Source organism: Micromonospora sp. NPDC020750, from assembly GCF_044334565.1.
Lineage (GTDB): Bacteria > Actinomycetota > Actinomycetes > Mycobacteriales > Micromonosporaceae > Micromonospora.
The window spans coordinates 55,531-82,385 of sequence record NZ_JBIRTH010000003.1; the positions used below are offsets into that span (position 1 = coordinate 55,531).

The 26,855-nt window shown below is 72.7% G+C and carries 23 protein-coding genes; 6 read left to right on the forward strand and 17 right to left on the reverse strand.

Features of this window, described 5'->3' with window-relative positions:
* Positions 1 to 60: 60 nt before the first annotated feature.
* Complete coding sequence (gene pgl / locus ACH4T9_RS10465) at positions 61 to 831, forward strand: 6-phosphogluconolactonase (protein ID WP_396670818.1); 771 nt, start codon at positions 61 to 63, stop codon at positions 829 to 831.
* A 126-nt stretch (positions 832 to 957) separates the two neighbouring features.
* On the opposite strand, the gene ACH4T9_RS10470 is transcribed toward pgl, so the two are convergent.
* From ACH4T9_RS10470 to rapZ, 8 genes are all read right to left on the reverse strand, one after another.
* Positions 958 to 1,302, reverse strand: a complete 345-nt coding sequence (locus ACH4T9_RS10470; RefSeq protein ID WP_396670819.1) for an RNA polymerase-binding protein RbpA — start codon at positions 1,300 to 1,302, stop codon at positions 958 to 960.
* Between the two features lie 136 nt (positions 1,303 to 1,438).
* Positions 1,439 to 1,699: a preprotein translocase subunit SecG gene (secG, locus tag ACH4T9_RS10475; protein WP_396670820.1), complete on the reverse strand. Its 261-nt coding sequence runs from the start codon at positions 1,697 to 1,699 to the stop codon at positions 1,439 to 1,441.
* 95 nt (positions 1,700 to 1,794) lie between these two features.
* On the reverse strand, positions 1,795 to 2,586 hold the full coding sequence (gene tpiA, locus ACH4T9_RS10480) for a triose-phosphate isomerase (protein WP_396670821.1): 792 nt from the start codon (positions 2,584 to 2,586) through the stop codon (positions 1,795 to 1,797).
* Positions 2,586 to 3,785, reverse strand: a complete 1,200-nt coding sequence (locus ACH4T9_RS10485; protein WP_396670822.1) for a phosphoglycerate kinase — start codon at positions 3,783 to 3,785, stop codon at positions 2,586 to 2,588. The genes tpiA and ACH4T9_RS10485 overlap by 1 nt, the downstream gene beginning before the upstream one ends.
* Positions 3,786 to 3,837: 52 nt before the next feature.
* A complete protein-coding gene (gene gap / locus ACH4T9_RS10490) occupies positions 3,838 to 4,842 on the reverse strand; it encodes a type I glyceraldehyde-3-phosphate dehydrogenase (RefSeq protein WP_396670823.1) in 1,005 nt (334 codons plus the stop codon).
* Positions 4,843 to 5,177: 335 nt separating this feature from the next.
* Positions 5,178 to 6,158, reverse strand: coding sequence for a DNA-binding protein WhiA (gene whiA, locus ACH4T9_RS10495; RefSeq protein ID WP_350888106.1), 981 nt, complete (start codon positions 6,156 to 6,158; stop codon positions 5,178 to 5,180).
* Between the two features lie 54 nt (positions 6,159 to 6,212).
* On the reverse strand, positions 6,213 to 7,193 hold the full coding sequence (gene yvcK / locus ACH4T9_RS10500) for a uridine diphosphate-N-acetylglucosamine-binding protein YvcK (RefSeq protein WP_396670824.1): 981 nt from the start codon (positions 7,191 to 7,193) through the stop codon (positions 6,213 to 6,215).
* The gene (gene rapZ, locus ACH4T9_RS10505; protein ID WP_396670825.1) at positions 7,190 to 8,104 is read right to left on the reverse strand and encodes an RNase adapter RapZ; all 915 of its coding nucleotides are present in this window, start codon (positions 8,102 to 8,104) and stop codon (positions 7,190 to 7,192) included. The genes yvcK and rapZ overlap by 4 nt, the downstream gene beginning before the upstream one ends.
* 552 nt (positions 8,105 to 8,656) lie before the next feature.
* Here rapZ and ACH4T9_RS10510 point away from each other — a divergent pair.
* On the forward strand, positions 8,657 to 9,658 hold the full coding sequence (locus ACH4T9_RS10510) for a hypothetical protein (RefSeq protein ID WP_396670826.1): 1,002 nt from the start codon (positions 8,657 to 8,659) through the stop codon (positions 9,656 to 9,658).
* Between the two features lie 100 nt (positions 9,659 to 9,758).
* Here ACH4T9_RS10510 and ACH4T9_RS10515 read toward each other — a convergent pair whose 3' ends face one another.
* The 4 genes from ACH4T9_RS10515 to ACH4T9_RS10530 form a co-directional block, all read right to left on the reverse strand.
* Positions 9,759 to 10,658 (reverse strand): hypothetical protein, encoded by a 900-nt coding sequence (locus ACH4T9_RS10515; RefSeq protein WP_396670827.1) that lies wholly within the window; start codon positions 10,656 to 10,658, stop codon positions 9,759 to 9,761.
* 66 nt (positions 10,659 to 10,724) lie between these two features.
* Positions 10,725 to 11,147: a DUF397 domain-containing protein gene (locus ACH4T9_RS10520; RefSeq protein WP_396686827.1), complete on the reverse strand. Its 423-nt coding sequence runs from the start codon at positions 11,145 to 11,147 to the stop codon at positions 10,725 to 10,727.
* A gap of 301 nt (positions 11,148 to 11,448) precedes the next feature.
* Positions 11,449 to 13,419 (reverse strand): excinuclease ABC subunit UvrC, encoded by a 1,971-nt coding sequence (gene uvrC / locus ACH4T9_RS10525; protein ID WP_396670830.1) that lies wholly within the window; start codon positions 13,417 to 13,419, stop codon positions 11,449 to 11,451.
* A gap of 10 nt (positions 13,420 to 13,429) precedes the next feature.
* Complete coding sequence (locus ACH4T9_RS10530) at positions 13,430 to 14,776, reverse strand: jacalin-like lectin (protein WP_396670831.1); 1,347 nt, start codon at positions 14,774 to 14,776, stop codon at positions 13,430 to 13,432.
* A 231-nt stretch (positions 14,777 to 15,007) separates the two neighbouring features.
* On the opposite strand from ACH4T9_RS10530, the gene ACH4T9_RS10535 reads away from it, so the two are divergent.
* Positions 15,008 to 18,205 (forward strand): penicillin acylase family protein, encoded by a 3,198-nt coding sequence (locus ACH4T9_RS10535; RefSeq protein ID WP_396670832.1) that lies wholly within the window; start codon positions 15,008 to 15,010, stop codon positions 18,203 to 18,205.
* Between the two features lie 47 nt (positions 18,206 to 18,252).
* On the opposite strand, the gene ACH4T9_RS10540 is transcribed toward ACH4T9_RS10535, so the two are convergent.
* The 3 genes from ACH4T9_RS10540 to rsgA form a co-directional block, all read right to left on the reverse strand.
* Complete coding sequence (locus ACH4T9_RS10540) at positions 18,253 to 18,738, reverse strand: Rieske (2Fe-2S) protein (RefSeq protein WP_396670833.1); 486 nt, start codon at positions 18,736 to 18,738, stop codon at positions 18,253 to 18,255.
* Between the two features lie 177 nt (positions 18,739 to 18,915).
* Positions 18,916 to 21,861 carry an excinuclease ABC subunit UvrA gene (uvrA, locus tag ACH4T9_RS10545; RefSeq protein WP_396670834.1) on the reverse strand — a complete coding sequence of 982 codons (2,946 nt, stop codon included), beginning with the start codon at positions 21,859 to 21,861 and terminating at the stop codon, positions 18,916 to 18,918.
* Between the two features lie 373 nt (positions 21,862 to 22,234).
* Positions 22,235 to 23,287, reverse strand: coding sequence for a ribosome small subunit-dependent GTPase A (rsgA, locus tag ACH4T9_RS10550; RefSeq protein ID WP_396670835.1), 1,053 nt, complete (start codon positions 23,285 to 23,287; stop codon positions 22,235 to 22,237).
* Between the two features lie 220 nt (positions 23,288 to 23,507).
* On the opposite strand from rsgA, the gene ACH4T9_RS10555 reads away from it, so the two are divergent.
* Both ACH4T9_RS10555 and ACH4T9_RS10560 read left to right on the forward strand, forming a co-directional pair.
* Complete coding sequence (locus ACH4T9_RS10555; protein ID WP_396670836.1) at positions 23,508 to 24,224, forward strand: maleylpyruvate isomerase family mycothiol-dependent enzyme; 717 nt, start codon at positions 23,508 to 23,510, stop codon at positions 24,222 to 24,224.
* A gap of 4 nt (positions 24,225 to 24,228) precedes the next feature.
* The gene (locus ACH4T9_RS10560; RefSeq protein WP_396670837.1) at positions 24,229 to 24,882 is read left to right on the forward strand and encodes an MBL fold metallo-hydrolase; all 654 of its coding nucleotides are present in this window, start codon (positions 24,229 to 24,231) and stop codon (positions 24,880 to 24,882) included.
* Between the two features lie 89 nt (positions 24,883 to 24,971).
* Here ACH4T9_RS10560 and ACH4T9_RS10565 read toward each other — a convergent pair whose 3' ends face one another.
* Positions 24,972 to 25,655 (reverse strand): class I SAM-dependent methyltransferase, encoded by a 684-nt coding sequence (locus ACH4T9_RS10565; protein ID WP_396670838.1) that lies wholly within the window; start codon positions 25,653 to 25,655, stop codon positions 24,972 to 24,974.
* A gap of 191 nt (positions 25,656 to 25,846) precedes the next feature.
* Here ACH4T9_RS10565 and ACH4T9_RS10570 point away from each other — a divergent pair, with 191 nt between their 5' ends.
* On the forward strand, positions 25,847 to 26,050 hold the full coding sequence (locus ACH4T9_RS10570; protein ID WP_161690055.1) for a cold-shock protein: 204 nt from the start codon (positions 25,847 to 25,849) through the stop codon (positions 26,048 to 26,050).
* Here ACH4T9_RS10570 and ACH4T9_RS10575 read toward each other — a convergent pair.
* A complete protein-coding gene (locus tag ACH4T9_RS10575; RefSeq protein WP_396670839.1) occupies positions 26,047 to 26,289 on the reverse strand; it encodes a hypothetical protein in 243 nt (80 codons plus the stop codon). The genes ACH4T9_RS10570 and ACH4T9_RS10575 overlap by 4 nt on opposite strands.
* Between the last annotated feature and the right edge of the window lie 566 nt (positions 26,290 to 26,855).

Below are 26,855 nucleotides of genomic sequence, written 5' to 3' on the forward strand. Positions count from 1 at the left end.
CGGCCCCCGGGCACGACGAACAGGAACCGCGAGGGCGGTCCGGAGACGAGGGCACAACACATGAGTGAGACGAGTGTCGCCGTCCACGCCGATGCCGAACTGCTGGCGCAGGCGGTGGCGGCCCGGTTGCTGGTGAAGCTGCTCGACGCGCAGGCGGATCGCGGCCAGGCGGCGATGGTGCTGACCGGCGGCCGGATCGCCGCCGCCGTGTACCGGGCGGTGGACGCGCTGCCGGCGCGGGACGCGGTCGACTGGTCCCGGGTCGACGTCTGGTGGGGCGACGAGCGGTTCCTGCCGGCCGGGGACCCGGAGCGCAACGAGACGCAGGCCCGGGCGGCACTGCTGGACGCGCTGCCGCTGGACCCGGCCCGGGTGCACCCGATGCCGGCGTCCGACGGCCCGGCCGGGGCCGACCCCGAGGCCGCCGCCGCCGGGTACGCCGCCGAGCTGGCCCGGGCGGCCCGCCCCGGGCACGCCGTGCTCCCCCACTTCGATGTGCTGATGCTCGGGGTGGGCGAGGATGGGCACGTCGCCTCGGTCTTCCCGGAGCACCCCGTGCACCACGACAGCCGGCCGGTCAGCGCTGTGCGGGGCAGCCCCAAGCCGCCGCCGGTGCGCACCACGCTCACCCTCCCGGCGATCAACACCGCCGAGGAGGTCTGGCTGGTCGCCAGCGGCGCCGACAAGGCCCGCGCGGTCGCCATGGCGCTGGCCGGGGCCGGCCAGGTGCAGCTCCCGGCGGCCGGGGCGCAGGGCGTCGGGCGCACCCTCTGGCTGCTGGACCGGGCGGCGGCGGCCGACATCCCGCCCCGGCTGCGCAGCCTGCGCTGAACCCTCCGGAAGGGCCCCCGCGGGGGCCCTTCCTTGTGTCCGGCGGGTGCCCCCCGGCCCGGTCGTTCAGGCCCTACCCCGGCTACTCAGGCCCGGGCCCTCGGCCGCTCAGGCCCGGCCCGGCGCTCAGGCCCGGCCCCGGCGGCGGCGCAGGGCGGCCAGGGCCTCGGCCAGCAGGGCCTCCCCCTCCTCCGGGGTGCGCCGTTCCTTCACGTACGCCAGGTGGGTCTTGTAGGGCTCCGGGCGCGCCCGGCCCGGCGGGTTGCCCTGGTCCTGGCCGGCCGGAACCCCGCAACGGGGGCAGTCCCACTGCGGCGGCGGCTCGGCATCCGCCGCGATCGGGACGTCGATCCGGTGGTCGTTGCGGCACCAGTAGGTGACCGACCGGCGTGGGGCCGGCGCGTGCCGCTCGTTGAAGCGTTCCGGGCCGGATCCGGTCCGGGCACCCCGAATCAGGTTGCCACTCGCCACGGCTGCTCGCTCCTGTCATCGGAGGGGACCGCCGCTCGGGCGGGCGGCGGGCGACGCGGTGCAGCGGGAAAAACAACTGCGCGCGGCCCGTCGGTGACGGACCGCGCGCAGATTGTACGACTCGGCGGGCTCGCTCTCAGGCCCCGCTGCTGAGCTGGAGTCGCAGCCAGAGCCCCAGCCCGACGATACAGGCGAACCAGACGATGCCCACCAGGACCGTGTAGCGGTCGAGGTTCTTCTCGGCCACCGAGGAGCCGGCGAGGCTGGAGCTGACCCCACCGCCGAACATGCTCGACATCCCACCGCCCTTACCGCGGTGCAGCAGGATGAGCAAGGTGAGCATGACGCTCGTGATGACCAGCAACACGATCAACGTGTATGCGAACCAGATCGGCATGGCTGGGGTCAGTCCTCTCGTAGCGATCCTCGCCCGGACAGGTCGGGCACTGCGGCACCGGCCGACGGACGGGCGGAGTCAAGGATAGCGAGCCGTCAGCGGGTGATGTGCTCCGGGAACCGGCAGATCTTGGCGAATTCCTCGCCGTCCAGGCTCGCGCCGCCCACCAGGGCACCGTCCACGTCCGGCTTGGCCATGATCGAGGCGATGTTCGAGGACTTCACCGACCCGCCGTAGAGGATCCGGACCTGGTCCGCGGTCGTCTGGTCGAAGGTCTCGACCAGCCGCTTGCGGACCTCCCCGCACACCTCCTGGGCGTCCTCGGGGGTGGCCGTCTTGCCCGTCCCGATCGCCCAGACCGGCTCGTACGCCACGACGATCTTGGTGACCTGATCGCGGCTGAGCCCGCGCAGCGCACCGTCGAGCTGGTCGCAGCAGTGCGGCACGTGCCGGAGCTGCTCACGGACCTCCAGACCCTCCCCGATGCACAGGATCGGGGTGAGCCCGTTGGCCAGCGCGGCGGACACCTTGTCGTTGACCAGCGCGTCGTCCTCGTGGTGGTACTGCCGCCGCTCGGAGTGGCCGACCAACACGTACGTGCAGCCGAGCTTCGCCAGCATCGTCCCGGAGATGTCCCCGGTGTAGGCCCCCGACTGGTACGGCGACAGGTCCTGCCCGCCGTAGCCGATCCGCACCTTGTCGCCGTCCACCGCGGTCTGCACGCTGCGCAGGTCGGTGAAGGGCGGCAGCACGACGCACTCGACGTCGGTGAGCTGCTTCTCGGTCAGGCTCGCGGCCAGCTTCTGCACCAGCGCGTTGGCCTCGAAATGGTTGAGGTTCATCTTCCAGTTGCCGGCCATCAGCGGCCGGCGGTTGATCACTGCCATCAGTCCTCCAGCGCCGCGATGCCGGGGAGGGTCTTGCCCTCCAGGTATTCCAGGGAGGCGCCGCCGCCGGTGGAGATGTGGTTGAAGGCGGACTCGTCCAGCCCCAACGCACGGACCGCCGCGGCGGAGTCGCCGCCGCCGACCACGCTGAACGCGTCGGACTTCGCGATCGCCTCGGCGACGCCCCGGGTGCCGTTGGCGAAGGCCGGCATCTCGAACACGCCCATCGGCCCGTTCCAGAAGATCGTCTTCGCCGGGGCCAGGGCCGCCGCGAAGCCGGCCACCGTCTCCGGGCCGATGTCCAGGCCCACTCGGTGGCTGGGGATGGCGTCGGCGCGGACCGTGTCGTGTGCCGCGTCGGGGGCGAAGGCGTCCGCCACCACCACGTCGACCGGGAGCATGATCTTGCCCTCGGACCGCTCCAGGAGGTTGCGGCAGGTCTCCACCATCTCCTTTTCCAGCAGCGAGGTGCCCACCTCGTGGCCCTGGGCCTTGAGGAAGGTGAAGCACATCCCGCCGCCGATGAGCAGCCGGTCGACCTTCGGCAGCAGCGCCTCGATCACCGCGAGCTTGTCGGACACCTTAGAGCCACCGAGCACCACCACGTACGGCCGCGCCGGCTCGCCGGCGAGCTTCGCCAGCACCTCCACCTCGCGCAGCACCAGCCGGCCGGCGACGTGCGGCAGCCGGGCCGGCACGTCGAAGACGCTGGCGTGCTTGCGGTGCACCGCGCCGAACGCGTCGTCGACGTACGCCTCGCCCAACGCGGCGAGCTGGTCGGCGAACGCGCCCCGCTCGGCGTCGTCCTTACTGGTCTCCCCCTTGTTGAAGCGGAGGTTCTCCAGCAGGGCGACCTCGCCGTCGGCGAGCGCGTCGACCGTGGCCCGGGAGGAGTCGCCGACGGTGTCCTCGGCGAACCGCACCTGCGCGTCGAGCAGCTCGCCGAGGCGGGCCGCGACCGGGCGGAGGCTGAACTGCGGGTCGGGCGAGCCCTTCGGGCGGCCCAGGTGCGAGAACACCACGACCTTCGCGCCCGCCCCGGTCAGGGCGGTCAGCGTCGGCAGCACCGCGCGGATCCGTCCGTCGTCGGCGATCGCGCCGGTCTGCTTGTCGAGTGGGACGTTCAGGTCGGCGCGCACGAGCACGCGCCGACCTGTCACCCCCTCGGCGAGCAGGTCGTCGAGGTTGCGGATGGTCACCGAGCTAACCCTCCGTTCGTGACTGCGGGGCTCGCAAGCTCACTCCTCGCACTCACAGCGAGGAACCCACCAGCTTGACCAGGTCGACCAGGCGGTTGGAGTAGCCCCACTCGTTGTCGTACCAGCCGACGACCTTGACCTGGTTGCCCACGACCTTGGTCAGCGGCGCGTCGAAGATGCACGACGCCGGGTCGGTGACGATGTCCGAGGAGACGATCGGGTCCTCGTTGTAGACCAGGATGCCCTTGAGCGGGCCCTCGGCGGCGGCCTTCAGCGCGGCGTTGACCTCGTCCACCGTGGTTTCCCGGTTGACGTTGACCGTGAGGTCGGTGGCCGAGCCGGTCGGGATCGGCACTCGCAGCGCGTACCCGTCGAGCTTGCCCTTCAGCTCCGGCAGCACCAGGCCGATGGCCTTCGCGGCGCCGGTGGAGGTCGGGACGATGTTCAGCGCGGCGGCCCGGGCGCGACGCAGGTCGGAGTGCGGCGCGTCCTGGAGGTTCTGGTCCTGGGTGTACGCGTGGATCGTCGTCATCAGGCCGTGCTGGATGCCGAACGTGTCGTGCAGCACCTTCGCCATCGGAGCGAGGCAGTTGGTGGTGCAGGAGGCGTTCGAGATGATCGTGTGCTTGGCCGGGTCGTACTGGTCCTGGTTCACGCCCATGACGACCGTGACGTCCTCGTTCTTCGCCGGGGCGGAGATGATGACCTTCTTGGCCCCGCCGGCGACGTGCGCCTTCGCCTTGTTGGCGTCGGTGAAGAAGCCGGTGGACTCGATGACCACGTCCACGCCGGCCTCGCCCCACGGCAGCTTCGCCGGGTCCTTCTCGGCGTACGCCTTGATGGCCTTGCCGCCCACGATGATCTCGTCGGCGGTCGCCTTGACCTCGTGCGGCAGGCGACCCAGGATGCTGTCGTACTTGAGCAGGTGAGCGAGCGTCGCGTTGTCGGTCAGGTCGTTGACGGCCACGACCTCGATGTCCGCGCCGGACGCCAGCACGGCCCGGAAGAAGTTACGGCCGATGCGGCCGAAGCCGTTGATGCCAACCCGGATGGTCACAGGTCCCGTCTCCTCGCGTTCTGATCCGCCGGCGTCAGCTTCGGCCGGCGAGGTGATGTGCGCCGGCCGTTGGAGCCGGCCGTTGACAGTTCATGTCGGCCACCCCGCCGCGGTCCGCAGGACCATGACCGCCCGAGGCGGTGAGCACGGCGAGGAGTGCCGGTGCCGGCCCCCTTGCCGTATGCAGCGACCCTATCCGAGCGCGTGGCGGCGTGCTGCGCCGGGTGGTGATCCGCTTCGCGTTCCCGGCCCGGGTCCCGGCCCGGGGACGTGCGGCGGGGCGGGCCGGCGCCCGCCGCCGCGCGCGCCGCCGTCCGCCTACCGCCACCGTCCTATCAGACCACGAGCATGTCGGGCGTGACGGCCGCTTCCGTATCCGGGATGCCCAGGTCACGGGCCCGCTTGTCGGCCAGCGCCAGCAGCCGGCGGATCCGCCCGGCGATGGCGTCCTTGGTCAGCGGCGGGTCGGCGAGCGCGCCCAGTTCCTCCAGGGACGCCTGCCGGTGCTCCAGGCGCAGCTGGCCGGCGGACGTGAGGTGGTTCGGGGCGTCGTCGGCGAGGATCTCCAGGGCTCGGGTCACCCGCGCGGCGGCGGCCACCGCGGCCCGCGCCGAGCGGCGCAGGTTGGCGTCGTCGAAGTTGGCCAGCCGGTTGGCCGTCGCCCGCACCTCACGGCGCACCCGGCGTTCCTCCCAGGCCAGCACGCTGGAGTGTGCTCCCACCCGGGTGAGCAGCGCGGCGATCGCGTCGCCGTCCTTGACCACCACCCGGTCCACGCCGCGCACCTCGCGGTTCTTCGCGGTGATGCCGAGCCGGCGGGCCGCGCCCACCAGCGCCAGGGCCGACTCCGGGCCGGGGCAAGTGATCTCCAGGGCGCTGGAGCGGCCCGGCTCGGTCAGCGAGCCGTGCGCCATGAACGCCCCCCGCCACGCGGACACCGCGCAGCAGACGTTCGCGGCCACCACGTGCGGGGGCAGCCCTCGCACCGGCCGGCCCCGGACGTCGAGCAGCCCGGTCTGCCGAGCCAGGGCCTCGCCGTCCTTGACCACCCGGACGATGAAGTGGCTGCCCTTACGCAGCCCGCCGGAGGCCAGCACGTGGATCTCGCTGGAATAGCCGTAGACCTCGGCGATCTCCCGGCGCAGCCGCCGGGCCACCGCGCCGGTGTCGAGTTCGGCCTCCACCACCACCCGGCCGGAGACGATGTGCAGCCCGCCGGCGAAGCGCAGCAGCGCCGCCATCTCTGCCCGCCGGCAGCAGGGCTTGGGCACGTCGACCCGGCTCAGCTCGTCCTTGACCGCAGCCGTCATCGCCATTGTGCGCCCCCTCACGGACCGGTTCCGGCGTGTCGCCGGAGATTACGTACGTGCTTAACGATCGGCGCCCAGGACAGGCACCAGGGCTGCGCCCAGGGCTGCCGGATCGTGATGGGGCCCGCCGTCGGTGACGGCGACCGGGGCGAGGAGCAGCCGGGCACCCAGCGATTCTGCCGCACGCTCGACGGGGCCGGGATCGCCCACCACCTTGGAGTCCGCCAGCACGACGTCCACCGTCAACTCGGGCAGGTAGTGCCGCAGGGTGGCCAGGTGGTCGGCCAGGGAGAGCCCGAGGGTCTCCTTCTCCGCCGCCAGGTTGAGGGTGACCAGCCGGCGGGCCGGGCTGGCCACGATGGCGGCGGCCAGCCCCGGCACCAGCAGGTGCGGCAGCAGGCTGGTGTACCAGCTCCCCGGCCCGAAGATCAACCAGTCCGCCTCGGCGGTGGCCGCAACGGCCTCCGCGCAGGCCGCCGGGGCGGTCGGGGTGAGTCGCAGCGCCTCCACCCGCCCGGTGGTGACCGCCACCTGGTGCTGCCCGCTCACCGTGCGCGCCTCGTCCGGGCACGCCGGGTCGACGCCGCGTACCCGGGCCTCGATGCCGACCGGCTGGCGGGACATCGGCAGCACCCGGCCCACCGCGCCGAGCATCGCCCCGGCGTGTTCCAGCGCGGCGACCGGGTCGCCGAGCAGCTCGATCAGCCCGCACAGGACCAGGTTGCCGACGGCGTGCCCGGCGATCCCGTCGTCGGTGTCCTCCGGGTCACCGGGGGTGCCGGCGAAGCGGTGCTGGAACAGCGTCGCGCTGCGCCTGGTGGCCGGGTGGTCGCCGGCGAGGGCCACCAACGCCTGACGCAGGTCCCCCGGCGGCAGGCCGCCGCGCCGGGCCCGCAGCCGCCCGCTGGAGCCGCCGTCGTCGCCGACGGTGACCACGGCGGTGATGTCCAGGTCGAGCTCGGGCGCGCAGCGGCGCAGCGCCCGCAGGGACACCGACAGGCCGTGCCCGCCGCCGAACGCGACCACCCGCGTCGGCGTCATTCCCGCCCCAGGTCGCGGTGCTGGGCCTTGGCGGCGAGGCCGGCGTGACGCAGCCGGGCGGCCAGCTCCTCGGCGATGGCGACGCTGCGGTGCTTGCCGCCGGTACAGCCGACCGCCACGGTGAGGTAGCGCTTGCCCTCCCGCTCGAAGCCGGCGGTGGTGGCGTTGACCAGGTCCGCGTACGTGCCGACGAAGGCGTCCGCGCCCTCCTGGCCGAGCACGTACGCGCTGACGGCCTCCTCCCGGCCGGTGTGCTCGCGCAGCTCCGGCACCCAGTACGGGTTCGGGAGGAACCGGGCGTCGAGGACGAAGTCGGCGTCGGGCGGGAGGCCGTACTTGAAGCCGAAGGAGAGCACGGTGACCCGCAGCCGGCGGCTGTCCTCGCCGCCGAACAGCTCCTCGATCCGGCGGCGGAGCTGGTTGACGTTCAGGTGGCTGGTGTCGATGATCACGTCGGCCTGGTCCCGGGCCTCCTCCAGCAGGCCCCGCTCCACGGCGATGCCGTCGGCGAGCCGCCCGTCGCCCTGCAACGGGTGCGAGCGCCGGACGCTCTCGAACCGGCGGATCAGCACCTCGTCGTCGGCGTCGACGAAGACCACCCGGGGGGAGAAGCCCCGCTCCTTCAGTTCCCGGATCGCCCCGACCAGGTCGGTGGAGAAGGCGCGCGAGCGGACGTCCAGCACCATCGCGGTACGCCGGGCCGCGCCGCCGGCCTTGACGGCCAGCTCGGCCATGTCGAGCATCAGCGCCTGGGGCAGGTTGTCGACCACGTAGTAGCCGACGTTCTCCAGCGCCCGCGCCACGGTGCTGCGACCACCGCCGGACACGCCGGTCACCACCACCAGGGTGGTCTCCGCTTCCGATGTCGGATCGCTGGTCACCGGAACCTCGGGCGTCCGCGCCTCGTTCACTGCCTACTCCCCCACGGGTGACGCCACGGTCGAGATGACCGCGCACGGCCAATCTGCGACTCTATCCCGCCGACCCCCGCCCCCCGGCGCAGCCCACACCCAACGCCCCCACCCACCCCACCCCGCTCCCCCACCCACCCCACGCTCCCCACCCCACGCCCGGCTCCACGCCCCACCCCAGGCTCCCCACCCCAAGCCCCGCTCCACGCCGATCTTGCACTTGCGGCCCAGGCATAGGGCGCATGAGCGACATATCGAGGGCCGCAAGTGCAAGATCGCGGTTGCGGGGGGGCGGGCGGGGACGGGGGCGGGGGCGGCGGGGGCGGCGGGGGGCGGGGGTGGCGGAATTGGGCACGATGGAAGAAGGCAGTCGGGGAAAGCCGCGCCACACTGCGATTGGACATTGATCCGTGTCAATCGACTGCGTTTCGGTGGGTTGGGCGGGTGCGTCCACGCGGCCGGCGGTCACCGGCCTCCCGGTCCGGGCGTCGTCGCCAACGTCGCCGTCGCGCCCGCGCCCGGGTCTCGTCCCCCCAGCGTGAGGAGCGCAGCGTGACGCAGACCCACAATTCCCCCCGACGGCCCGAAATGCCGGCAGGGCTCCGGCCGGACACCGGGCAGGAGGGGACGTCCGCCTTCGTCAACGGGCACTTCCCCCGACGGCGGGCGCTGATCGTCCTGCTCAGCGTGCTCGGCGGCTTCCTGCTGACCGTGATCTGGTCGGCGGAGTTCGTGGACCAGACCATCGGCGACAACGTGGCCAACACCCTCCTCGGCCACGACGCCAAGGAGACCCCGATCCAGGGGATCGCGGCGGGCATCGTGTTCGCCTTCGTCTCCGGGATCGCCGGCACGTTCACCGCCTGCAACATCGCCGCCTTCGGCGCCCTCGCCCCGCTGACCGGCACCACCACCGGAGGCAGGTTCAGCAGGTTCGTCCAGCCGCTGAAGCCGCTGGGCTGGATGTCGGTGGGCATGATCGCGGTGTCGGCCGTCTACGGCGCGATCGTCGGCATCGTCGGCACCTCCATGCCGCAGTTCTCCACCGCCCCCACCACACCCGGCGGCCTGTCGCCGAGAAGCATCCAGTCGATGGTCGTCTTCGGCGTGATCGGGCTGGTGATGGTCTATCTCGGACTGGCCTCGATCGGTGTGGTGCGGGACCCGTTCGCCCGGCTCGCCCGCCGGTACCCCAACGCCCCGATGATCTTCATGGGCGTGTTGATCGCAGGCTTCCTGATCGGTCGGCCGTTCGGGCTGTTCCGGCAGATGTTCCGCGACGCCGCGGAGAGCGGCAACCCGCTGTACGGGGCGGCGGCGTTCACGCTCCAGTCCATCGGCAACATCGTCATCATGGCGGTGCTGTTCCTGCTGCTGGCCTGGCTCGCCGGTTCCCGACTGCAACGGTGGTTCACCGAGCGGCCGACCCGGCTGGCGGTGCTGACCGCGGTCGCGTTCATCGTCGCCGGCGCGTTCACGTTCCTCTACTGGGACGTACGGCTGCTCGCCCGCCGCGAGATCATCCCCTGGTATCCGCTGGCCCCCTGGGCCTGACCCGGCACGCCGCCGCTGGTGACCGGAGCCTCGGCCACCAGCGGCGGGAACCGGCCGGGACAGAGCCGGGTCGAGGTCGCGACGCGCATCGTGACGGCCGTCAGCGGCGACTCCGCAGCGTCTTGACGCGGTCGCGGCCGAGCACGCCGAGGTAGTCCCACGGCTCGTCAAGGCAGGAGTCGACCTCGGCTGATCCGATGATGTCGGCCAGCCGGGCGACCAGTGCATCGGGGTCCGGCTGCACCTGCTCACAAAGCTGGACGTGGGCCGCTCGCAACGCGCCGCCGATCTCGCCCGGCTCATCCTCGTACGTCTCCCAGGCGTCGTAGAGGTAGCCCGCGAGGCCGTCCCAGGCGCGGGCGGCCCGCTCGACCACCAGCAGGCTTCCCTCCGTCGCCGGTCGCTCGGCCAACACCCGTACCTCCTCGACGATTGCCCGGCCAGCCTTCACCACGTCGGGCAGGTCCCAACGGTGGCCGCTGGTCGCCTCGCGGGCGAGATTGTCGATGGTCTGGCAGGCGTCATCCAACTCGACGGCGGTGAGAGACGAGAGCCGGTCCGCGTACGCCAACAACCTGTTCTCCAACACGCGATCCGTGGCCGCCCACTCGGCGACCAGCAACGCCAGTCGCCGGGCGGGGATGCTGCGCGCGAGTTCGCCCAGCTCGGCGAGTCTGGGATCGACCTCCACGGTCGACGGTGGGGTGGCCGCCGAGGACCACGCGAATCCGTCTTCCAGGGCAGCGGCAGTGAGGGCCACCGCATGCCCGCACAGTTCCTCACCGGCCGGACAGTCGCACTCGACGGTGAAGCCGTCCGCCGTGGCCCCCACCCAGACCTCGTACGGCGGCTGCCCGGCCTCCCGGATCACGCAGGACGCTCCCCCGCCGACCGCCATGATCTCCACCGGCTGACCGGCTGCCTGGAACTTGTCCGCCGCTTCACAGGCGGCGGACCCGGCCGCGTCCCGAAGGGCTTCGATGTCGATGCGTACCGCCATCCGGCCATCTAAGCGGGTGTGGGTGATGCCGTCGGCATCAGGGCTGCGACCACCTCGCCGAGGGCGTCAGTCGTGCAGGCCACGCCGCAGGCCGACGACGAACGACGACCACGCGCCCCGATCGAGGAGGAGCGCAGGCCCCTCCGGGTCCTTGGAGTCCCGCGCCGCCCGCCGGGGGCGTACGGGATGCCTCGCCGCTGGACGCTGCACCTGAACTACCTGGCGAACGACCTGCGGGAGGTCCGGGGCCAGGCGGTCGTCTACGCGGAGGGGCTGACGATCCTGCGCCCCGAGTTGGCCGCGAGCGCCGCGTTGCCGTCGCGGGCCGACGCCTGGAACCACGTCGAGCCGGTCTTCTGCGGCCGGATCGGCCCGGACAACGAGGTCTGCATGGACGTCACGGGCCACCCCGGCTTCCACAGCGCGGCCGGCATCGGCGGGCTCTGCTGGGGCGACGGCGACGAGGGGTAACCAATGCCGGTGACCCACCCCCGCATGACGTGGACCCAGCCTGACCGCTCCGACAACCGCCCGGCCTGCCCTGCGAAGGCAAGCTCACCGCGCAAATTCACGGAATTAGTGGCCTCCTCGCGCGGAATAGCCACTGATTCCGTGAATCTGCGCGCGACGCGCGACGCGCGACGGGCGACGCGCGACGCGCGACGGGCGACGGGCGACGGGGCGACGGGCGACGGGCGACGGGGCGACGGGGCGACGCGCGACGGGCGACGGGGCGACGCGCGACGGGCGACGGGGCGACGGGGCGACGGGCAAGGCTGGGGAACGGGAACTAGACGTTACTCAGCGTGTCTGATTCGGGGGGCGCGGGGGGCGGCGCGTCCGGGGTCGGGTTGAGGGCGGCGGTGATGGCCTCGGCGGTGCGCCGGCCGACGCCGGGAACCTCGATGATCTCCTCCACCGACGCGGCGGCGAGCCGCTTGAGCGAGCCGAAGTGGCGCAGCAGCGCCTTGCGCCGCACTTCGCCGAGCCCGGGCACGTTGTCCAGCGCCGACTCGGTCATCCGCTTGGAGCGGCGCTGCCGGTGGAACGTGATGGCGAAGCGGTGCGCCTCGTCGCGCACCCGTTGCAGCAGGTAGAGCCCCTCCGAGGTGCGCGGCAGGATGACCGGGAACTCGTCGTCGGGAAGCCACACCTCCTCCAGCCGCTTGGCCAGGCCGCACAGCGCCACGTCGTCGATGCCCAGCTCCGCGAGGGCCTGGGCCGCCGCCGCGACCTGCGGCGCGCCGCCGTCGACCACCACCAACTGCGGCGGGTACGCGAACTTCCGTGGCCGCCCGGTCGTCGGGTCGATGCCCGGCCGGTCCGGGTCGGAGGCGGTCTCCTCCCCCAGCTCGCCGGTCTCGGCGCGGGCGTCGAGGTAGCGGGCGAAGCGCCGGCGCAGCACTTCCGACATGGCGGACAGGTCGTCGGTGGCGCCCCGGACGATGAACCGGCGGTACTCGCCCTTGCGGGGCAGGCCGTCCTCGAAGACGACCATGCTGGCCACCACGTCGGTGCCCTGGATCTGGGAGACGTCGAAGCACTCGATGCGCAGCGGCGCGGTGCGCATGCCGAGCGCGTCGCTGATCTCGTCGAGCGCCTGGCCGCGGGTGGTCAGGTCGCCCGCGCGCTTGAGCTTGTGCCGGGCCAGGCCGTCCTTGGCGTTGCGTTCCACCGTCTCCAGCAGGGACCGCTTGTCGCCGCGCTGCGGCACCCGCAGGGACACCCGGCTGCCCCGGCGACCCGACAGCCAGTCGGCCAACGCGTCGGCGTCGGCGGGCAGGGCGGGGACCAGCAGCTCGCGGGGCACGTCGGCCTCGCCCTGCTCCCCGCCGTACACCTGGGTGCAGAAGTGGTGCACCAGGTCGCCGGCGGTCAGGTCCTCCGTCTTCTCCACCACCCAGCCGCGCTGGCCCCGGACCCGGCCGTCGCGGACGTGGAAGACCTGGACGGCGGCTTCCAGGGGGTCGTCGGCGAACGCGACCACGTCGGCGTCGGTGCCGTCGCCGAGCACCATGGTCTGCTTTTCCATGGCCCGGCGCAGGGCCGCGACGTCGTCGCGCAGCCGGGCGGCCTTCTCGAACTCCAACGCCTCGCTGGCCTCGGTCATCTCGCGTTCGAGCCGGCGGACCATGGTGTCGGTGCGCCCGCCCATGAAGTCGCAGAAGCCGTCGACGATGCGCCGGTGTTCCTCGGCGGAGACGCTGCCCACGCAGGGCGCGGAGCACTTGCCGATGTAGCCCAGCAGGCAGGGGCGGCCCACCTGGCCGGCGCGCTTGAACACGCCGGCCGAGCAGGTGCGCGCGGGGAAGACCCGCAGCAGCAGGTCGAGCGTCTCGCGGATGGCCCAGGCGTGCGAGTACGGCCCGAAGTAGCGCACCCCCTTGCGCTTGGCGCCGCGCATCACCTGGAACCGGGGGAACTCCTCGTCGACCGTGACGGCGAGGTACGGATACGACTTGTCGTCGCGGTAGCGGACGTTGAACCGGGGGTCGTACTGCTTGATCCAGGTGTATTCGAGCTGGAGGGCCTCGACCTCGGTGCCGACGGTGACCCAGTCGACCGACTCGGCGGTGGTGACCATCTGCTGGGTGCGCTGGTGCAGGCCCCACAGGTCGGCGAAGTAGGAGTTGAGCCGGCTGCGCAGGCTCTTCGCCTTGCCGACGTAGATCACCCGGCCGGTGCCGTCGCGGAACCGGTAGACCCCCGGGGAGTCGGGGATCGTGCCGGGCGCGGGACGGTAGGTGGAGGGATCAGCCACGCATGGAAGACTAGCCCCCGGCCCCGACAGCCCAGATCACGCCGAGCTGGTCGACCTCGCTGCCGGAGCGGCCGAAGAAGCCGGCGAGCCGCCCGCCGGGCGGGGCGGTGAAGGTCACCGCGTCCGCGGTCGGCGTGCCGCCGGAGAGGGTGCGCCCGAGGTTGGTGGTGAACCGGGCGGAGAAGATCCGCAGCTTGCCGTCCTTCTTCCCCTGGGTGAGGGTGACCTGGGTGACGTGCTCGCCCTCGGCCAGGGCGAGGGTGGCCGGGGTGCCGCCCGTGCCGCCGTGGGTGAGGGTGGCGCCACCGGCGAGGCCGACGCCGACCTGGTCGAGGCGGGCGCCCCCGCGCAGCGAGACGGCGGTGACCCGGGGGCCGACCCGGTCGGCGTCGGTGAACGGGGTGCCGTACGGGCCGCCCCAGGTGTCGCTGGCCCGCAGCCCGTCGGTCAGGGTCCAGCCGAACCAGGCGGCGTGCGGGTAGTGGTCGGACAGCGGGTCGCCGGCCGGGTCCAGGAACCGGGCGTGCTCGTTGTGGTAGCGGGTCAGGCCGAGCCGGACCAGCCGGTTGCCCCGGTAGAGGATCTTGTCGACCACCTCGCAGGCGTTGGTGACGTTCGCCGGGTCGCAGGTCAACGCCGGGCTGCCGAGCACCGGGGGCACCCCGCCGCGTTCCTGCTGCACCCAGGCGTCGGTGAGGCCGTTGGCGGACAGCAGCTCGCGGACGTTGTCGCCGACCCGGGTGTAGCGGGAGTTCAGGTCGCCCATCACGATCACCGCGTTGCCGGCGGAGTTGGCCGCGACGTACGCGGAGAGCTGGCTGACGTTGGACCGGCGGGCGGTGAGGTCGGCCTCGGTCGTGCCGGCGTTGGTGTGCACGTCGTAGAGGTCGACGAAGGCGCCCTCGGCGAGCCGGACCCGGGACCGGCTGAAGCCCTTCGGGGTGAGGCAGTCGAAGCCGTTGCAGTCGTCCCACTTGACCCGGACGAAGTCCGACACCGGGTAGTTGGACATCGTGTTGAGGCCGTCGCCGATGGGCACCCCGCCGCTGGTCGGCGTGCGGTGCGGGTGCCGGTCGGTGGCGTACAGGTCCGCGTGGTAATTGAAGTCCTCCTGGACGTGCACGATGTCGTACGCGTTGACCCGCTCGCCGATGGGCCGGGTGTTGACCGCCGGCTTGCTGCCGGACAGCGGTTCGGGCAGGCCGGCGACGTTGTAGGTGAGCACCGAGAACGCGCCGGACGTGACGGCGGCCGGCGCCGGCGCGGATGCCGCGGCGGGCCCGGCGACGGCGGGCGCGGGCGGGGGCAGCAGAACGGCGAGCAGCGCCACGGGGACGAGCAGGCGGGCGGTTCTCATCCGACGTCCCTTCTCGACAGCGGGACCGGGTCCGGCCGGCACCGGCTCGGGGGATCGAAGGGTATCGAATGATTCCGGCCGACTCAACACTCGCGGGCGACGACGGCCGATCCACGGATTGCCATCTTCCAATATCGGGGCGCGGAGATTACCATCCGGTAACTGAATGTTCTTCACGTAATGATCGGCACCCGTCCCTCGCCATGATCCCCATCCCCCCGGAGGATCACCATGTCCCGTCCCACCACCACGCGCCGCCTGCTGGCCGGCGCGACCGCCGCCGTCGGCGTCGCGGCCCTGCTCGTCGCCTCCCCCACCCCGACTCCCGCCGTGGGCGCGCCGGCCAACACCGCCGTCACCGCCACCACCAGCGCGTTCGCCGCCAACGACTACTGCCTTGGCGAGTGCGGCGACATCGTGCCGCCCGGCCAGAACGGCAACGCCACCCTCGTCGAGATCCTCGCCAACCAGACCCTGGGCACCCTGCCCCGGCACTCCGCCGACCAGCTCGGCAAGTACGCCGACCTGGTCTACGGCTACGCCGGGCTGCGCGAGGAGCAGATCGGCAACTTCTTCAACGACGCCTCCTTCGGCGTACCGGCCGGACAGGTCGAACGCGACTACTCGCCCCGCTCGGACGTACGCATCCTGCGGGACAGGGCGACCGGCGTCCCGCACGTCACCGGCACCACCCGCGGCGGCACCATGTACGGCGCCGGGTACGCCGGCGCCGAGGACCGGCTGTTCACCATGGACCTGCTGCGCCACGTAGGCCGGGGAACCCTCACCCCGTTCGCCGGCGGGTCGCCGGGCAACCGGGCCCTGGAGCAGAGCGTCTGGCGCAACTCGCCCTACACCGACGCGGACCTCCAGACGCAGGTCGACGCGCTGCGCACGAAGGGCCCGCGCGGCGCGCAGCTCTACACCGACGTGCAGGAGTACATCGCCGGCATCAACGCCTACATCGGCGTCTGCATGGCCAACCGCAACTGCCCCGGCGAGTACGTGCTGACCGGGCACCTCGACGCGATCACCAACAAGGGTGGCCCCGAGCCGTTCCGGATGACCGACCTGATCGCCATCGCCGGCGTGGTCGGCGGCCTGTTCGGCGGCGGGGGCGGCAACGAGATGCAGTCCGCGTTGGTCCGCATCGCCGCCCGGGCCAAGTACGGCCCCGTCGAGGGCGACAAGGTGTGGGCGGCCTTCCGCAACCAGAACGACCCCGAGACGGTGCTGACCCTGCACAACGGGCAGAGCTTCCCGTACGGCAACGCCTCCCCGGACGCGGCCAGCGTGGCGCTGCCCGACGCCGGCTCCACCAAGGTCGAACCGGTCTTCACCGACCCCACCGGCTCCGCCACCACCACCGCCGGCAAGGGCTCCGAGCTGGCCGCCGCGCTGTCCGGGCTGACCATCGACCCGGCGCACCGGGGCATGTCCAACGCGGCTCTGGTCTCCGCCGCCAACTCCGCGACCGGTCACCCGGTCGCCGTGTTCGGGCCGCAGACCGGCTACTTCTCCCCGCAGCTCCTGATGATCCAGGAGTTGCAGGGCCCGGGGATCAGCGCCCGGGGCGCCGCGTTCGCCGGCCTGAACCTCTACGTGCTGCTCGGCCGGGGCCAGGACTACGCCTGGAGCGCCACCTCGTCGACCCACGACATCACCGACACGTACGCGGTGCCGCTGTGCACCACCGACGGCAGCGCGCCCACCCTGGCCAGCGCCAACTACCTCTACCGGGGCCAGTGCCTGGCGATGGAGCAGCTCGCGCACACCAACAAGTGGAACCCGACGACCGCCGACAGCACGCCCGCCGGGTCGTACAAGCTCACCGCCTGGCGGACGAAGCTCGGCCTGGTCGCCTGGCGTGGGACCGTCGGCGGTAAGCCGCACGCCTTCACCCAGCTCCGCTCCACCTACCGGCACGAGGCCGACTCCGCGATCGGCTTCCAGATGTTCAACGACCCGTCCCAGATGGGCTCCGCCGACGCCTTCACCGCCTCGGCGAACAACGTCGAGTACGCGTTCAACTGGTTCTACGTCAACTCCACCCAGTCGGCGTACTTCAACTCCGGGCTCAACCCGATGCGCGCCGCCGGGTCGAACCCGAACCTGCCGATGAAGGCCGAGGCCGCGTACGAGTGGCAGGGCTACCAGCCGGCGACGAACACCGCGACGTATGCCCCGCTGGCCGCCCACCCCCGCTCGGTCGACCAGGACTACTACGTGAGCTGGAACAACAAGCAGGCCAAGGACTTCGGGGGGGCCGACGGCAACTTCAGCTTCGGCGCCGTGCACCGGGGCAACCTGCTCGACCGGCCGCTCAAGGCGGCCCTCGCGACGGGGAAGAAGTTCGACCGGGCGTCGCTGACCAGCCTCGTGGAGCAGGCCGGGCTGACCGACCTGCGTGGGGCCGAGGTGCTCGACGAGCTGATCCGGGTGCTGGAGAGCCAGCCCGTCGGCGACGCCGCCCTGGCCGCCGAGATCGGCCGGCTCAAGGCGTGGCGGCAGGCCGGCGCGCTGCGGGTGGAGACGGCCAAGGGCTCGAAGGTGTACCAGCACGCCGACGCGATCCGCACGTTCGACGCCTGGTGGCCGCTGCTGGTCCGGGGGATGTTCTCCGCGCCGCTCGGCCCGGACCTCTACCAGGCGCTGGTCAACACCCTCCAGATCAACGAGGCCCCCTCCGAGGCCCAGTCGCACAAGGGCTCGTCGTTCCAGTACGGCTGGTGGGGGTACGTCGACAAGGACCTGCGCGCGGTGCTCGGCGACCCGGTCGCCGGCGGCCTCGGCCGCACGTACTGCGGCGGCGGAACCCTCGCCGGCTGCCGGCAGGTCCTGCTCGACACGCTGCGCGGCGCGGCGGCCACCCCGGCCGCCCAGGTCTACCCCGGCGACGGCACCTGCTCGGCCGGCGACCAGTGGTGCGCCGACGCGATCATCCAGTCGCCGCTGGGCGGGATCAAGCACGCCACGATCGCCTGGCAGAACCGGCCCACCTACCAGCAGGTGGTCTCGTTCCCCGCGAAGCGCGGCGACGACGTGACCAACCTCGCCGCCGGGAAGGCGGTGACCGCGTCGAGCACCCAGTTCCTCTACCCCGCGGGCAAGGCGGTCGACGGGGACCTCGGCACCCGATGGGCCAGCTCCCGCAACGACGACCAGACGCTCACCGTCGACCTGGGCTCCGCCCGAGCCGTGGGCCGGGTGGTGCTGGACTGGGAGGCGGCGTACGCCCGGTCGTACCGGATCGAGGTGTCCGCCGACGGGACGACCTGGCGCACGGCCTGGTCGACCACGGCCGGCGACGGCGGCACCGACGTGGCGGCGTTCCCGGCCGGGAACGCCCGGTACGTGCGGATGCGCGGCCTGACCCGGGGCACCGAGTACGGCTTCTCGCTGTGGGAGATGTCGGTGTACGCCCGCTGACCCCCCGCGCGGCGGCCGGCACGGATCATCCGTGCCGGCCGCCGCCGTCAGGCGAGGGTGATCTGGTCGCCGTCGACCTTGATCTCCTTGGCCGCCAGCGGCTTCGTCGCCGGGCCCTGCTTCACCGAGCCGTCGGTGATGGAGAACTTGCTGTTGTGGCAGGTGCAGTTGATGGTGCCGCCGTCGACGTTCGACACCGGGCAGCCCTGGTGGGTGCAGATCGGGTCGAAGCCCTTGAACGTGCCGGCCTCGGGCTGGGTGATCACCACGCCCTTGCTCGCGTACACCGCGCCACCGCCGACCGGGATGTCGGCGGTGCGGGCCAGCGGGGCGGACGTGTCCCGGTTGCCGCCCTCGGCATCGCCCACGCCGGTCGCGCCCGGGCCGCCGCTGGTCGGGGCGGAGCCGCCTGCGGTGTCGTCGTCGCTCCCGCAGGCCGACAGGACGACCGCCGCACCCACCGCGCCGGCACCGGCGAGGAGGACGCGGCGTGTCTGCGTGCCCGGAGGAGTCTGCGTCTGCTCGTCACTCATGTCTGGCCTCTCTGTCGACTGCCGCCGCCGTCACGATCCGCGGCCGTACCCGCTGTCCACGGATCACGGCGCCTGACGGTTCAACGAATAGACCACCGTGATCGCTTCGGGTCGGCGACGCGGCGGTGCCCGTCGCCGGGAGACCGCCGCGTCGCCGGCCCGGAGCCGGTCCAGGGGTCAGCGCGCCCCGGCGGTGGCCTTCCGGCCGGGCCGGGCGCGGGTGGTGCCGTTGGCCTTTGCGGCCCGGCCGGTGGCCGCCTTGGCGCCCTTGGCCTCGCCGTCGAGCCTGAGCACCTGGCGCAGGAACTGGCCGGTGTGGCTCTCGGGCACCTCGGCGACCTCCTCCGGGGTGCCCGTGGCCAGCACGCTGCCGCCCCGGTGGCCGCCCTCCGGCCCCATGTCGATCAGCCAGTCGGCCGTCTTGATCACATCGAGGTTGTGCTCGATGGTGATGACGGTGTTGCCCTTTTCGACCAGGCCCTCCAGCACCATCAGCAGCTTGCGGATGTCCTCGAAGTGCAGGCCGGTGGTCGGCTCGTCGAGCACGTACACCGTCCGGCCGGTGGAGCGTTTCTGCAGCTCGGAGGCGAGCTTGACCCGCTGCGCCTCGCCGCCGGACAGCGTCGGCGCGGACTGGCCCAGCCGGACGTAGCCCAGGCCCACGTCGACCAGCGTCTTGAGGTGCCGGTGGATGGCCGGGATGGCGGAGAAGAACTCCGCCGCCTCCTCGATCGGCATCTCCAGCACGTCGGAGACGGTCCTGCCCTTGTAGTGCACCTCCAGGGTCTCCCGGTTGTACCGGGCGCCCTTGCAGACCTCGCACGGGACGTACACGTCGGGCAGGAAGTTCATCTCGATCTTGATCGTGCCGTCACCGGAGCACGCCTCGCACCGGCCGCCCTTGACGTTGAACGAGAACCGGCCCGGCCCGTACCCCCGGACCTTGGCCTCGGTGGTCTCGGCGAACAGCTTGCGGACGTGGTCCCAGACCCCGGTGTAGGTGGCCGGGTTGGAGCGTGGGGTGCGGCCGATCGGCGACTGGTCGACGCCGACGACCTTGTCCACGTGCTCCAGGCCGGTGATCCGGGTGTGCCGGCCCGGCACGTGCCGGGCCCCGTTGATCTGGTTGGCCAGCACCGCGTGCAGGATGTCGTTGACCAGCGTCGACTTGCCCGAGCCGCTGACCCCGGTGACCGCGATGAGCTGGCCCAGCGGGAACGACACGGTCAGGTTGCGCAGGTTGTGCTCGCGGGCGCCGTGCACCACCAGCTCCCGCTCCGGCGTCTGCGGCCGACGCCGGCTCGGCGTCGGGATCTCCCGGCGCCCCGACAGGTACGCCCCGGTGACCGACTCCGGGTTCTCCAGCAGGGCGGGCACCGAGCCGGAGTGCACGATCCGGCCGCCGTGCTCGCCCGCGCCCGGGCCGATGTCGACGATCCAGTCGGCAGCGCGGATGGTGTCCTCGTCGTGCTCGACCACGATCAGCGTGTTGCCCAGACCGCGCAGCCGGATCAGGGTCTCGATGAGCCGGTGGTTGTCCCGCTGGTGCAGGCCGATGGACGGCTCGTCGAGCACGTAGAGCACGCCGACCAGGCCGGAGCCGATCTGGGTGGCCAGCCGGATGCGCTGCGCCTCGCCGCCGGAGAGGGTGCCGGCCGGGCGGTCCAGGGAGAGGTAGTCCAGCCCGACGTCGAGCAGGAACTTCAGCCGGGCGTTGATCTCCTTGAGCACCCGCTCGGCGATCATCTTCTGCCGGTCGGTCAGCTCGATGCCGGCCAGCAGCTCGGCGCACTCGCCCACCGACAGGTTGCAGACCTCGGCGATGCTCTTGCCGGCCAGGGTGACCGCGAGCACCTCCGGCTTGAGCCGGGCCCCGCCGCAGGCCGCGCAGGGCACGTCGCGCATGTAGCCCTCGTACTTCTCCCGCGACCACTCCGACTCGGTGTCGGTGTGCCGGCGCTCGATCCACTGCACCACGCCCTCGAAGCCGGTGTAGTAGGAACGCTCGCGGCCGAACTTGTTGCGGTAGCGCACGTGCACCTGGTCGCCGGAGCCGTGCAGGATGGTCTTCTGCGCCCGCGCCGGCAGGGCCCGCCACGGCGTGTCGACGTCGAAGTGCTCGGCCTCGCCGAGGGCCTCCAGCAGGCGCAGGAAGTATTCCAGATTGTGCCCGGTGGACCAGGGCTGGATAGCGCCCTCGCGCAGGCTGCGCTCCGGGTCGGGGACGACCAGCTCCGGGTCGATCTCCTTCCTGGTGCCCAGGCCGGTGCACTCGGGGCAGGCGCCGTACGGGGCGTTGAAGGAGAAGACCCGGGGCTCCAGGTCCTCGATCGCCAGGGGGTGGTCGTTGGGGCAGGCCAGGTGCTCGGAGTAGCGACGCTCGCGGTCGGGGTCGTCCTCGGCGAGGTCGACGAAGTCGAGCAGCACCAGGCCGCCGGAGAGGCCGAGCGCGGCCTCGACCGAGTCGGTCAGCCGCCGCTTGGCGCTGGGCTTGACGGTGAGCCGGTCGATCACCACCTCGATGGTGTGCTTCTCCTGCTTCTTGAGCTTCGGCGGCTCGGTCAGCGGGTGCACCACGCCGTCGATCCGGGCCCGGGCGTACCCCTTGCCCTGGAGCTCGGCGAACAGGTCGACGTACTCGCCCTTGCGGCCCCGCACGACCGGGGCGAGCACCATGAACTTGGTGCCCTCGGCCATCGCCAGCACCCGGTCGACGATCTGCTGCGGGCTCTGCCTGGAGATCCGCTCGCCGCAGACCGGGCAGTGCGGCTCGCCGACCCGGGCGTAGAGCAGGCGCAGGTAGTCGTAGACCTCGGTGATGGTGCCGACGGTCGAGCGCGGGTTACGCGAGGTGGACTTCTGGTCGATGGACACGGCGGGGCTGAGCCCCTCGATGAAGTCGACGTCCGGCTTGTCCATCTGGCCGAGGAACTGCCGGGCGTACGAGGAGAGCGACTCCACGTACCGGCGCTGCCCCTCGGCGAAGATCGTGTCGAAGGCCAGGCTCGACTTGCCGGAGCCGGAGAGCCCGGTGAAGACGATCAGGGCGTCCCGGGGCAGGTCGAGACTGACGTCACGCAGGTTGTGCTCGCGCGCGCCACGGATGATCAGTCGGTCGGCCACGGTCCGTGTACTCCCGGGAGAAGAAGGCGAGGAGAATCTGTCCGCTCCGGGGCGGTCCGGAGGCTTCCGGGACGGCCCTGAGCGGTTGTGCGGGCGCAGAAGAAGCGCCTCGGCAACTCTAGCCCCGAGGTACGACAACTTCCCGCGCCCGCACATTCCCCCAGCTCATGCCGGTCGCGCCGGACCGCCGCCCCGCCCTGTGGGCAGCCACCGGCGGCGGCGTGACCCCGGCCACGGCCTCGCCCGGGCAACCCGGCCCACCGGAGCGCGCGGGGCGACGCCGCGGCAACCGTGCGTCACGACACCGTGCCCCCGCACGCCGGTCGGCCTCACTGTCGAGGTGCGGACGGAGTGGCCGTGCGGACATTCCGCGTCACGGTCGGCCCGTCCGGCGGCGCCCGCCGCGCCAGCCGCCCCGGCGCTCGGCGGCCAGCCGGGTCTCCCGCCGCCGGGTCTCGAAGGCCACCTCCCGTTGCAGCTTGCGCCAACTGTCGTACCGGCGGGCGGTCAGCTCCCCGGCGGCGAGGGCGTCGCGGACCGCGCAGCCCGGCTCGGCGTCGTGCGCGCAGTCGGCGTACCGGCAGCCGGTGGCCAGCTCGGCGATGTCGGCGAAGGCCCGGTCCAGCCCGACCGCGGCGTCGAGCAGACCGACCGCCCGCACCCCCGGGGTGTCCAGCACCGCGCCGCCGCCGGGGACCGGGACCAGCGCCCGCCAGGTGGTGGTGTGCCGCCCCTTGCCGTCGACCCGACGGATCGCCTGGGTCGGCATCACCACCGCCCCGGCCAGGGCGTTGACCAGGCTCGACTTGCCGGCCCCGGACGGCCCGAGCAGGGCCAGGGTGCGGCCCGGGACGACGTGGGCGCGCAGCGGGTCGAGGCCGACGCCCCGCTCGGCGCTGACCGGCAGCACCGGCACCCCGGGCGCGACCCCGGCGAACTGCCGGGCGATCGCAGCCGGGTCGGCGGCGAGGTCGGCCTTGGTGAGCACCACCAGCGGGGTGGCGCCCGAGAGGTGGGCCAGGGCGAGCAGCCGCTCGACGCGGGCGACGTCCGGCTCCGGGTGCACCGGCTCGACGACGGCGGCGGCGTCCAGGTTGGCGGCGAGCACCTGCCCGCTGGCGTCCTTGCCTGCGGTGCGGCGCACCAGCGCGGTGCGCCGGGGCAGCACGGCCTCGATGGTGACCGGCCCGTCCGGCCAGGTGTGCAGGAGCACCCAGTCCCCCGCGCAGGGCAGCCGGGTCAGGTCACGGGCGGCGGCGGCCAGCACCGCCGCGCCCAGGGTGGCGCGGACCGGGCCGTCGGCGCCGAGCACGGTGCACACGCCCCGGTCGACCCGGGCCACCCGGCCCGGCCGCTGGTGGGTGCGATTACGTACGTGGGCCGCCCACTCGGCGTCCCAGCCGAGGGCGATCAGGTCGATGGTCATCGGAACCTCTCCGGTGTCGGGGTGAGCAGTGGCGCGACTCGCGTGCTACGACCGGCATGGGCACCACCTCCTCCGATGTCCCGGGTGCCGCCTACGACGCCGACGGTAGGGGGCGGACCGACGCGCCGAAAGCGATTTCCACGGCGGGCAGGGAGCGAGCCGACGCGCCGAATGCGATTTCCACGGCGACGCGGCGGGAACGGACCGCTAGGGTCGGGGCGTGACCGCGGATCCGCTGCTGCTGACCGGTGACCTCGACGATGCCACGGCCCGCCTGCTACGCACTGCGGCCGCCCTCGACACCGAGGGCGTCGCCGGGCCGTCCCTGCTGCCCGGCTGGACCCGGGGGCATGTGCTGACCCACCTGGCCCGCAACGCCGACGGGTTCGTCAACCTGCTCACCGCCGCCCGCACCGGCGAGCCCATCCCGATGTACGCCAGCACCGCGGCCCGCGCCGCCGACATCTCCGCCGGCGCCTCCCGGCCGCCCGCCGCCCACCTGGACGACCTGCGCCGCTCGGCGGAGCGGTTCGCCGAGGCGGTCGCGGCCATGCCGGTCGAGGCGTGGGCGGCCACGGTGCAGACGCGACGCGGCCCGTGGCCGGCCGCCGTGTTGGTCTGGGGGCGGCTGCGCGAGATCGAGGTGCACCACGTGGACCTGACCACCGGGTACCGCCCGGCCGACTGGTCGGAGGTGTTCGCCCAGCGGCTGCTGCACGAGGTCGCGACCGGCCTGTCCGGCCGGCCCGACGCGCCGGCGATGGTGCTGCGCTTCGACGGCAGCCACCACGAGCTGGTCGTCGGGGACCGCGGGGCCGCGCCCACGATCACCGGCCCCGCCCCCGAACTCGCCGCCTGGCTGACCGGCCGCGGTGCCGGCGAGACGCTCGCCGTCGCCCCCGACGGTCCCCTGCCGAACCCACCGGAATGGATGTAGAACCATGACCTACAGCGGAGACGTCAGCCCTGGCGGCGCGCCGGCCGTACGCGAACTCGACGGGCTCACCATCACCAAGGTGTCGGTGGGACCGATGGACAACAACGCCTACCTGCTGCGGTGCACGGGCACCGGCGAACAGTTGCTGATCGACGCCGCCAACGAGGCCCCCCGGCTGTTGGAGCTGGTCGGCGACGCCGGCCTGGCCACCGTGGTCACCACCCACCAGCACATGGACCACTGGGTGGCCCTGGAGGAGGTGGTCGCCAAGACCGGCGCCCGTCCTCTCGTGCACGCCGACGACGCCGCCGGCCTGCCGATCGGGGCGGACACCCTCGCCGACGGGGACACCGTGACCGTCGGCGACCGCGAGCTGGAGGTGATCCACCTGCGGGGGCACACTCCGGGCTCGATCGCCCTGCTCTACCGCGACCCGGCCGGGACCCCGCACCTGTTCACCGGGGACTCGCTCTTTCCCGGTGGCGTGGGCAATACGGACAAGGACCCGGAGCGCTTCGGTCAGCTCGTCGACGACGTGGAGCACCGACTGTTCGACCGGCTGCCGGACGAGACGTGGTTCTACCCGGGACACGGCGGGGACAGCACCCTCGGCGCGGAGCGTCCGTCGCTGCCCCAGTGGCGGGCGCGCGGCTGGTGACCCCGGCTGCGGCGCGCTGGCCCCGTGCCGGCGCGCCGCAGCCCACCGCGTTTCGATCCCTCTTCGGGGTACGCCCCTGAGCCGGGGCGTCAGCGGGGGCTGAGCACCTCGACGCGGCGCACCGGGGTGTCGACGGCGGGTTCGGTGGTGGGCACCTGGTAACTGGCCACCAGGTCCAGCCGGTTGCGGGGCAGGTGGCCGCGGCCGGGGTCGCCGACCAGCACGTGGCTGCCGCGGGCGGCGGCGCGGCGCAGGAACGGCAGCATCCGGTCGGCCAGTTCCTCGTCGTAGAAGACGTCCCCGGCGACCAGCAGGTCCGTGTCGTCGGGGTCGGAGTCGAGCAGGTCCTCGCCGGTGGCGGCGAGGGTGACCCGGTTGGCCTGGGCGTTGAGCGTGACGGCGGCGACGGCGTACGGGTCGATGTCGTTGGCCACGACCCGGTCCGCGCCGGCCAGCGCGGCGGCGATCGCCACCAGGCCCGAGCCGGCGGCCAGGTCCAGCACGCGGCGGCCGGCGACGAGCTCGGGGTGGTCGAGCAGGTGCCGGGCGAGGGCCTGCCCGCCGGCCCAGACCGACGCCCAGTACGGCGCCGGCAGGGCGTGCCCGGAGGCTGCCTCCATCCGGGCCCACCAGACGATGGCGTCCTCGGCCAGGTGCAGCCGCACCTCGGGGACGAAGGGGGTGGCGACCAGCCGGAGCCGGTCCAGCCCGTCCCCGGGCGCGCTGACCTCGCGTTCCAGCTCAGAAAGCGCGGCGGCTGCGGGTCCTTCCACCGGGCAAGCATGCCCGAGCGGCCCGAACTCCGGGCGGCTTTCCCCCCGGCGTGGCCGGTGTGAATTATTTTACCGACCTTCCTGCGGCACTTCGACCAGCGGATCGGGGTTTCGCCAGTTAGTCTCAGGGAGGTACAGGGCGATCATCGGCCAGCGGTCGGTGGTCTCCCGCTTTGAACAGGGAGAAATGCATGGCTACCGGCACGGTCAAGTGGTTCAACTCGGAAAAGGGCTTCGGCTTCATCGAGCAGGACGGCGGGGGTCCGGACGTGTTCGTCCACTACTCGGCCATCGCGTCCAGCGGTTACCGGGAACTCAATGAGGGCCAGAAGGTCGAGTTCGACGTGACCCAGGGGCAGAAGGGCCCGCAGGCGGACAACGTCCGTCCGATCTAGCTTCGTGCCGGTGGCGGCGGCCGGGTGTATCCGGCCGCCGTCACAGCGCGTGTCGGCCCGGGAGAATTCACCCCGCCGCCGGCCAATCTCAAGTCCGCCATCCGCCGGGCGATCTCGTCGGCCACCTGCTTTGCCAAGCTGAGCAGCTGAGCGGCGGTGATCTTCTCCGAGGTTAGGACGCCGGCCACGATCGCCGGCTCGTCCGTGAAGTCCTTGTCAGACAGGATGGCGAGCCGCACGCCCGCCCATGGCCGAGTCGCGGCAGAAACTCAGGTGGGTGTGCCACCAGGTGGCTCGCATCGCCGGTGCTGCGCCGCCCGAGCCGGTCCCACCGCCGAGCCGGTCCCACCGCCGAGCCGGTCCCACCGCCGGACCGTGGTCCGCCGGGGAGTAAATGATCTCGCGGATGTCCCGGGTGTCTTCCGCCCCGGCGACGCACTGCGCGACGCGCCAGGCGAAGAAGGAACGCAGGTCGTGGACGTCTCCGCCCGAGATGGCTGAGAACCGGCCGCCGTTCAGCGCGGAGGCGTCGAGGTGAGCCCCGCGGCGTCCCGGGGCGACTCGACTATCGAGTAGTCGCCGGCGACGACTCGGTCGGAGCCGCAGTGGTAGCCCCGACGTGGGTGGCGTCGCCGAAATGCCGACCTCGGCCGGCTCCAGATCCTCTGGTTTGTGCGGCGGCGGGATCAAGGTCGAGATGGGTCAGCAGGAGACTTCGGACTGCCAACAGGTTCGTCGGGGCCCGGGGCATGGCGTCCCCTTCCGGTGGCGGGCCCGCCGGGCGGTGGCGACCCGTGGTCCTGGG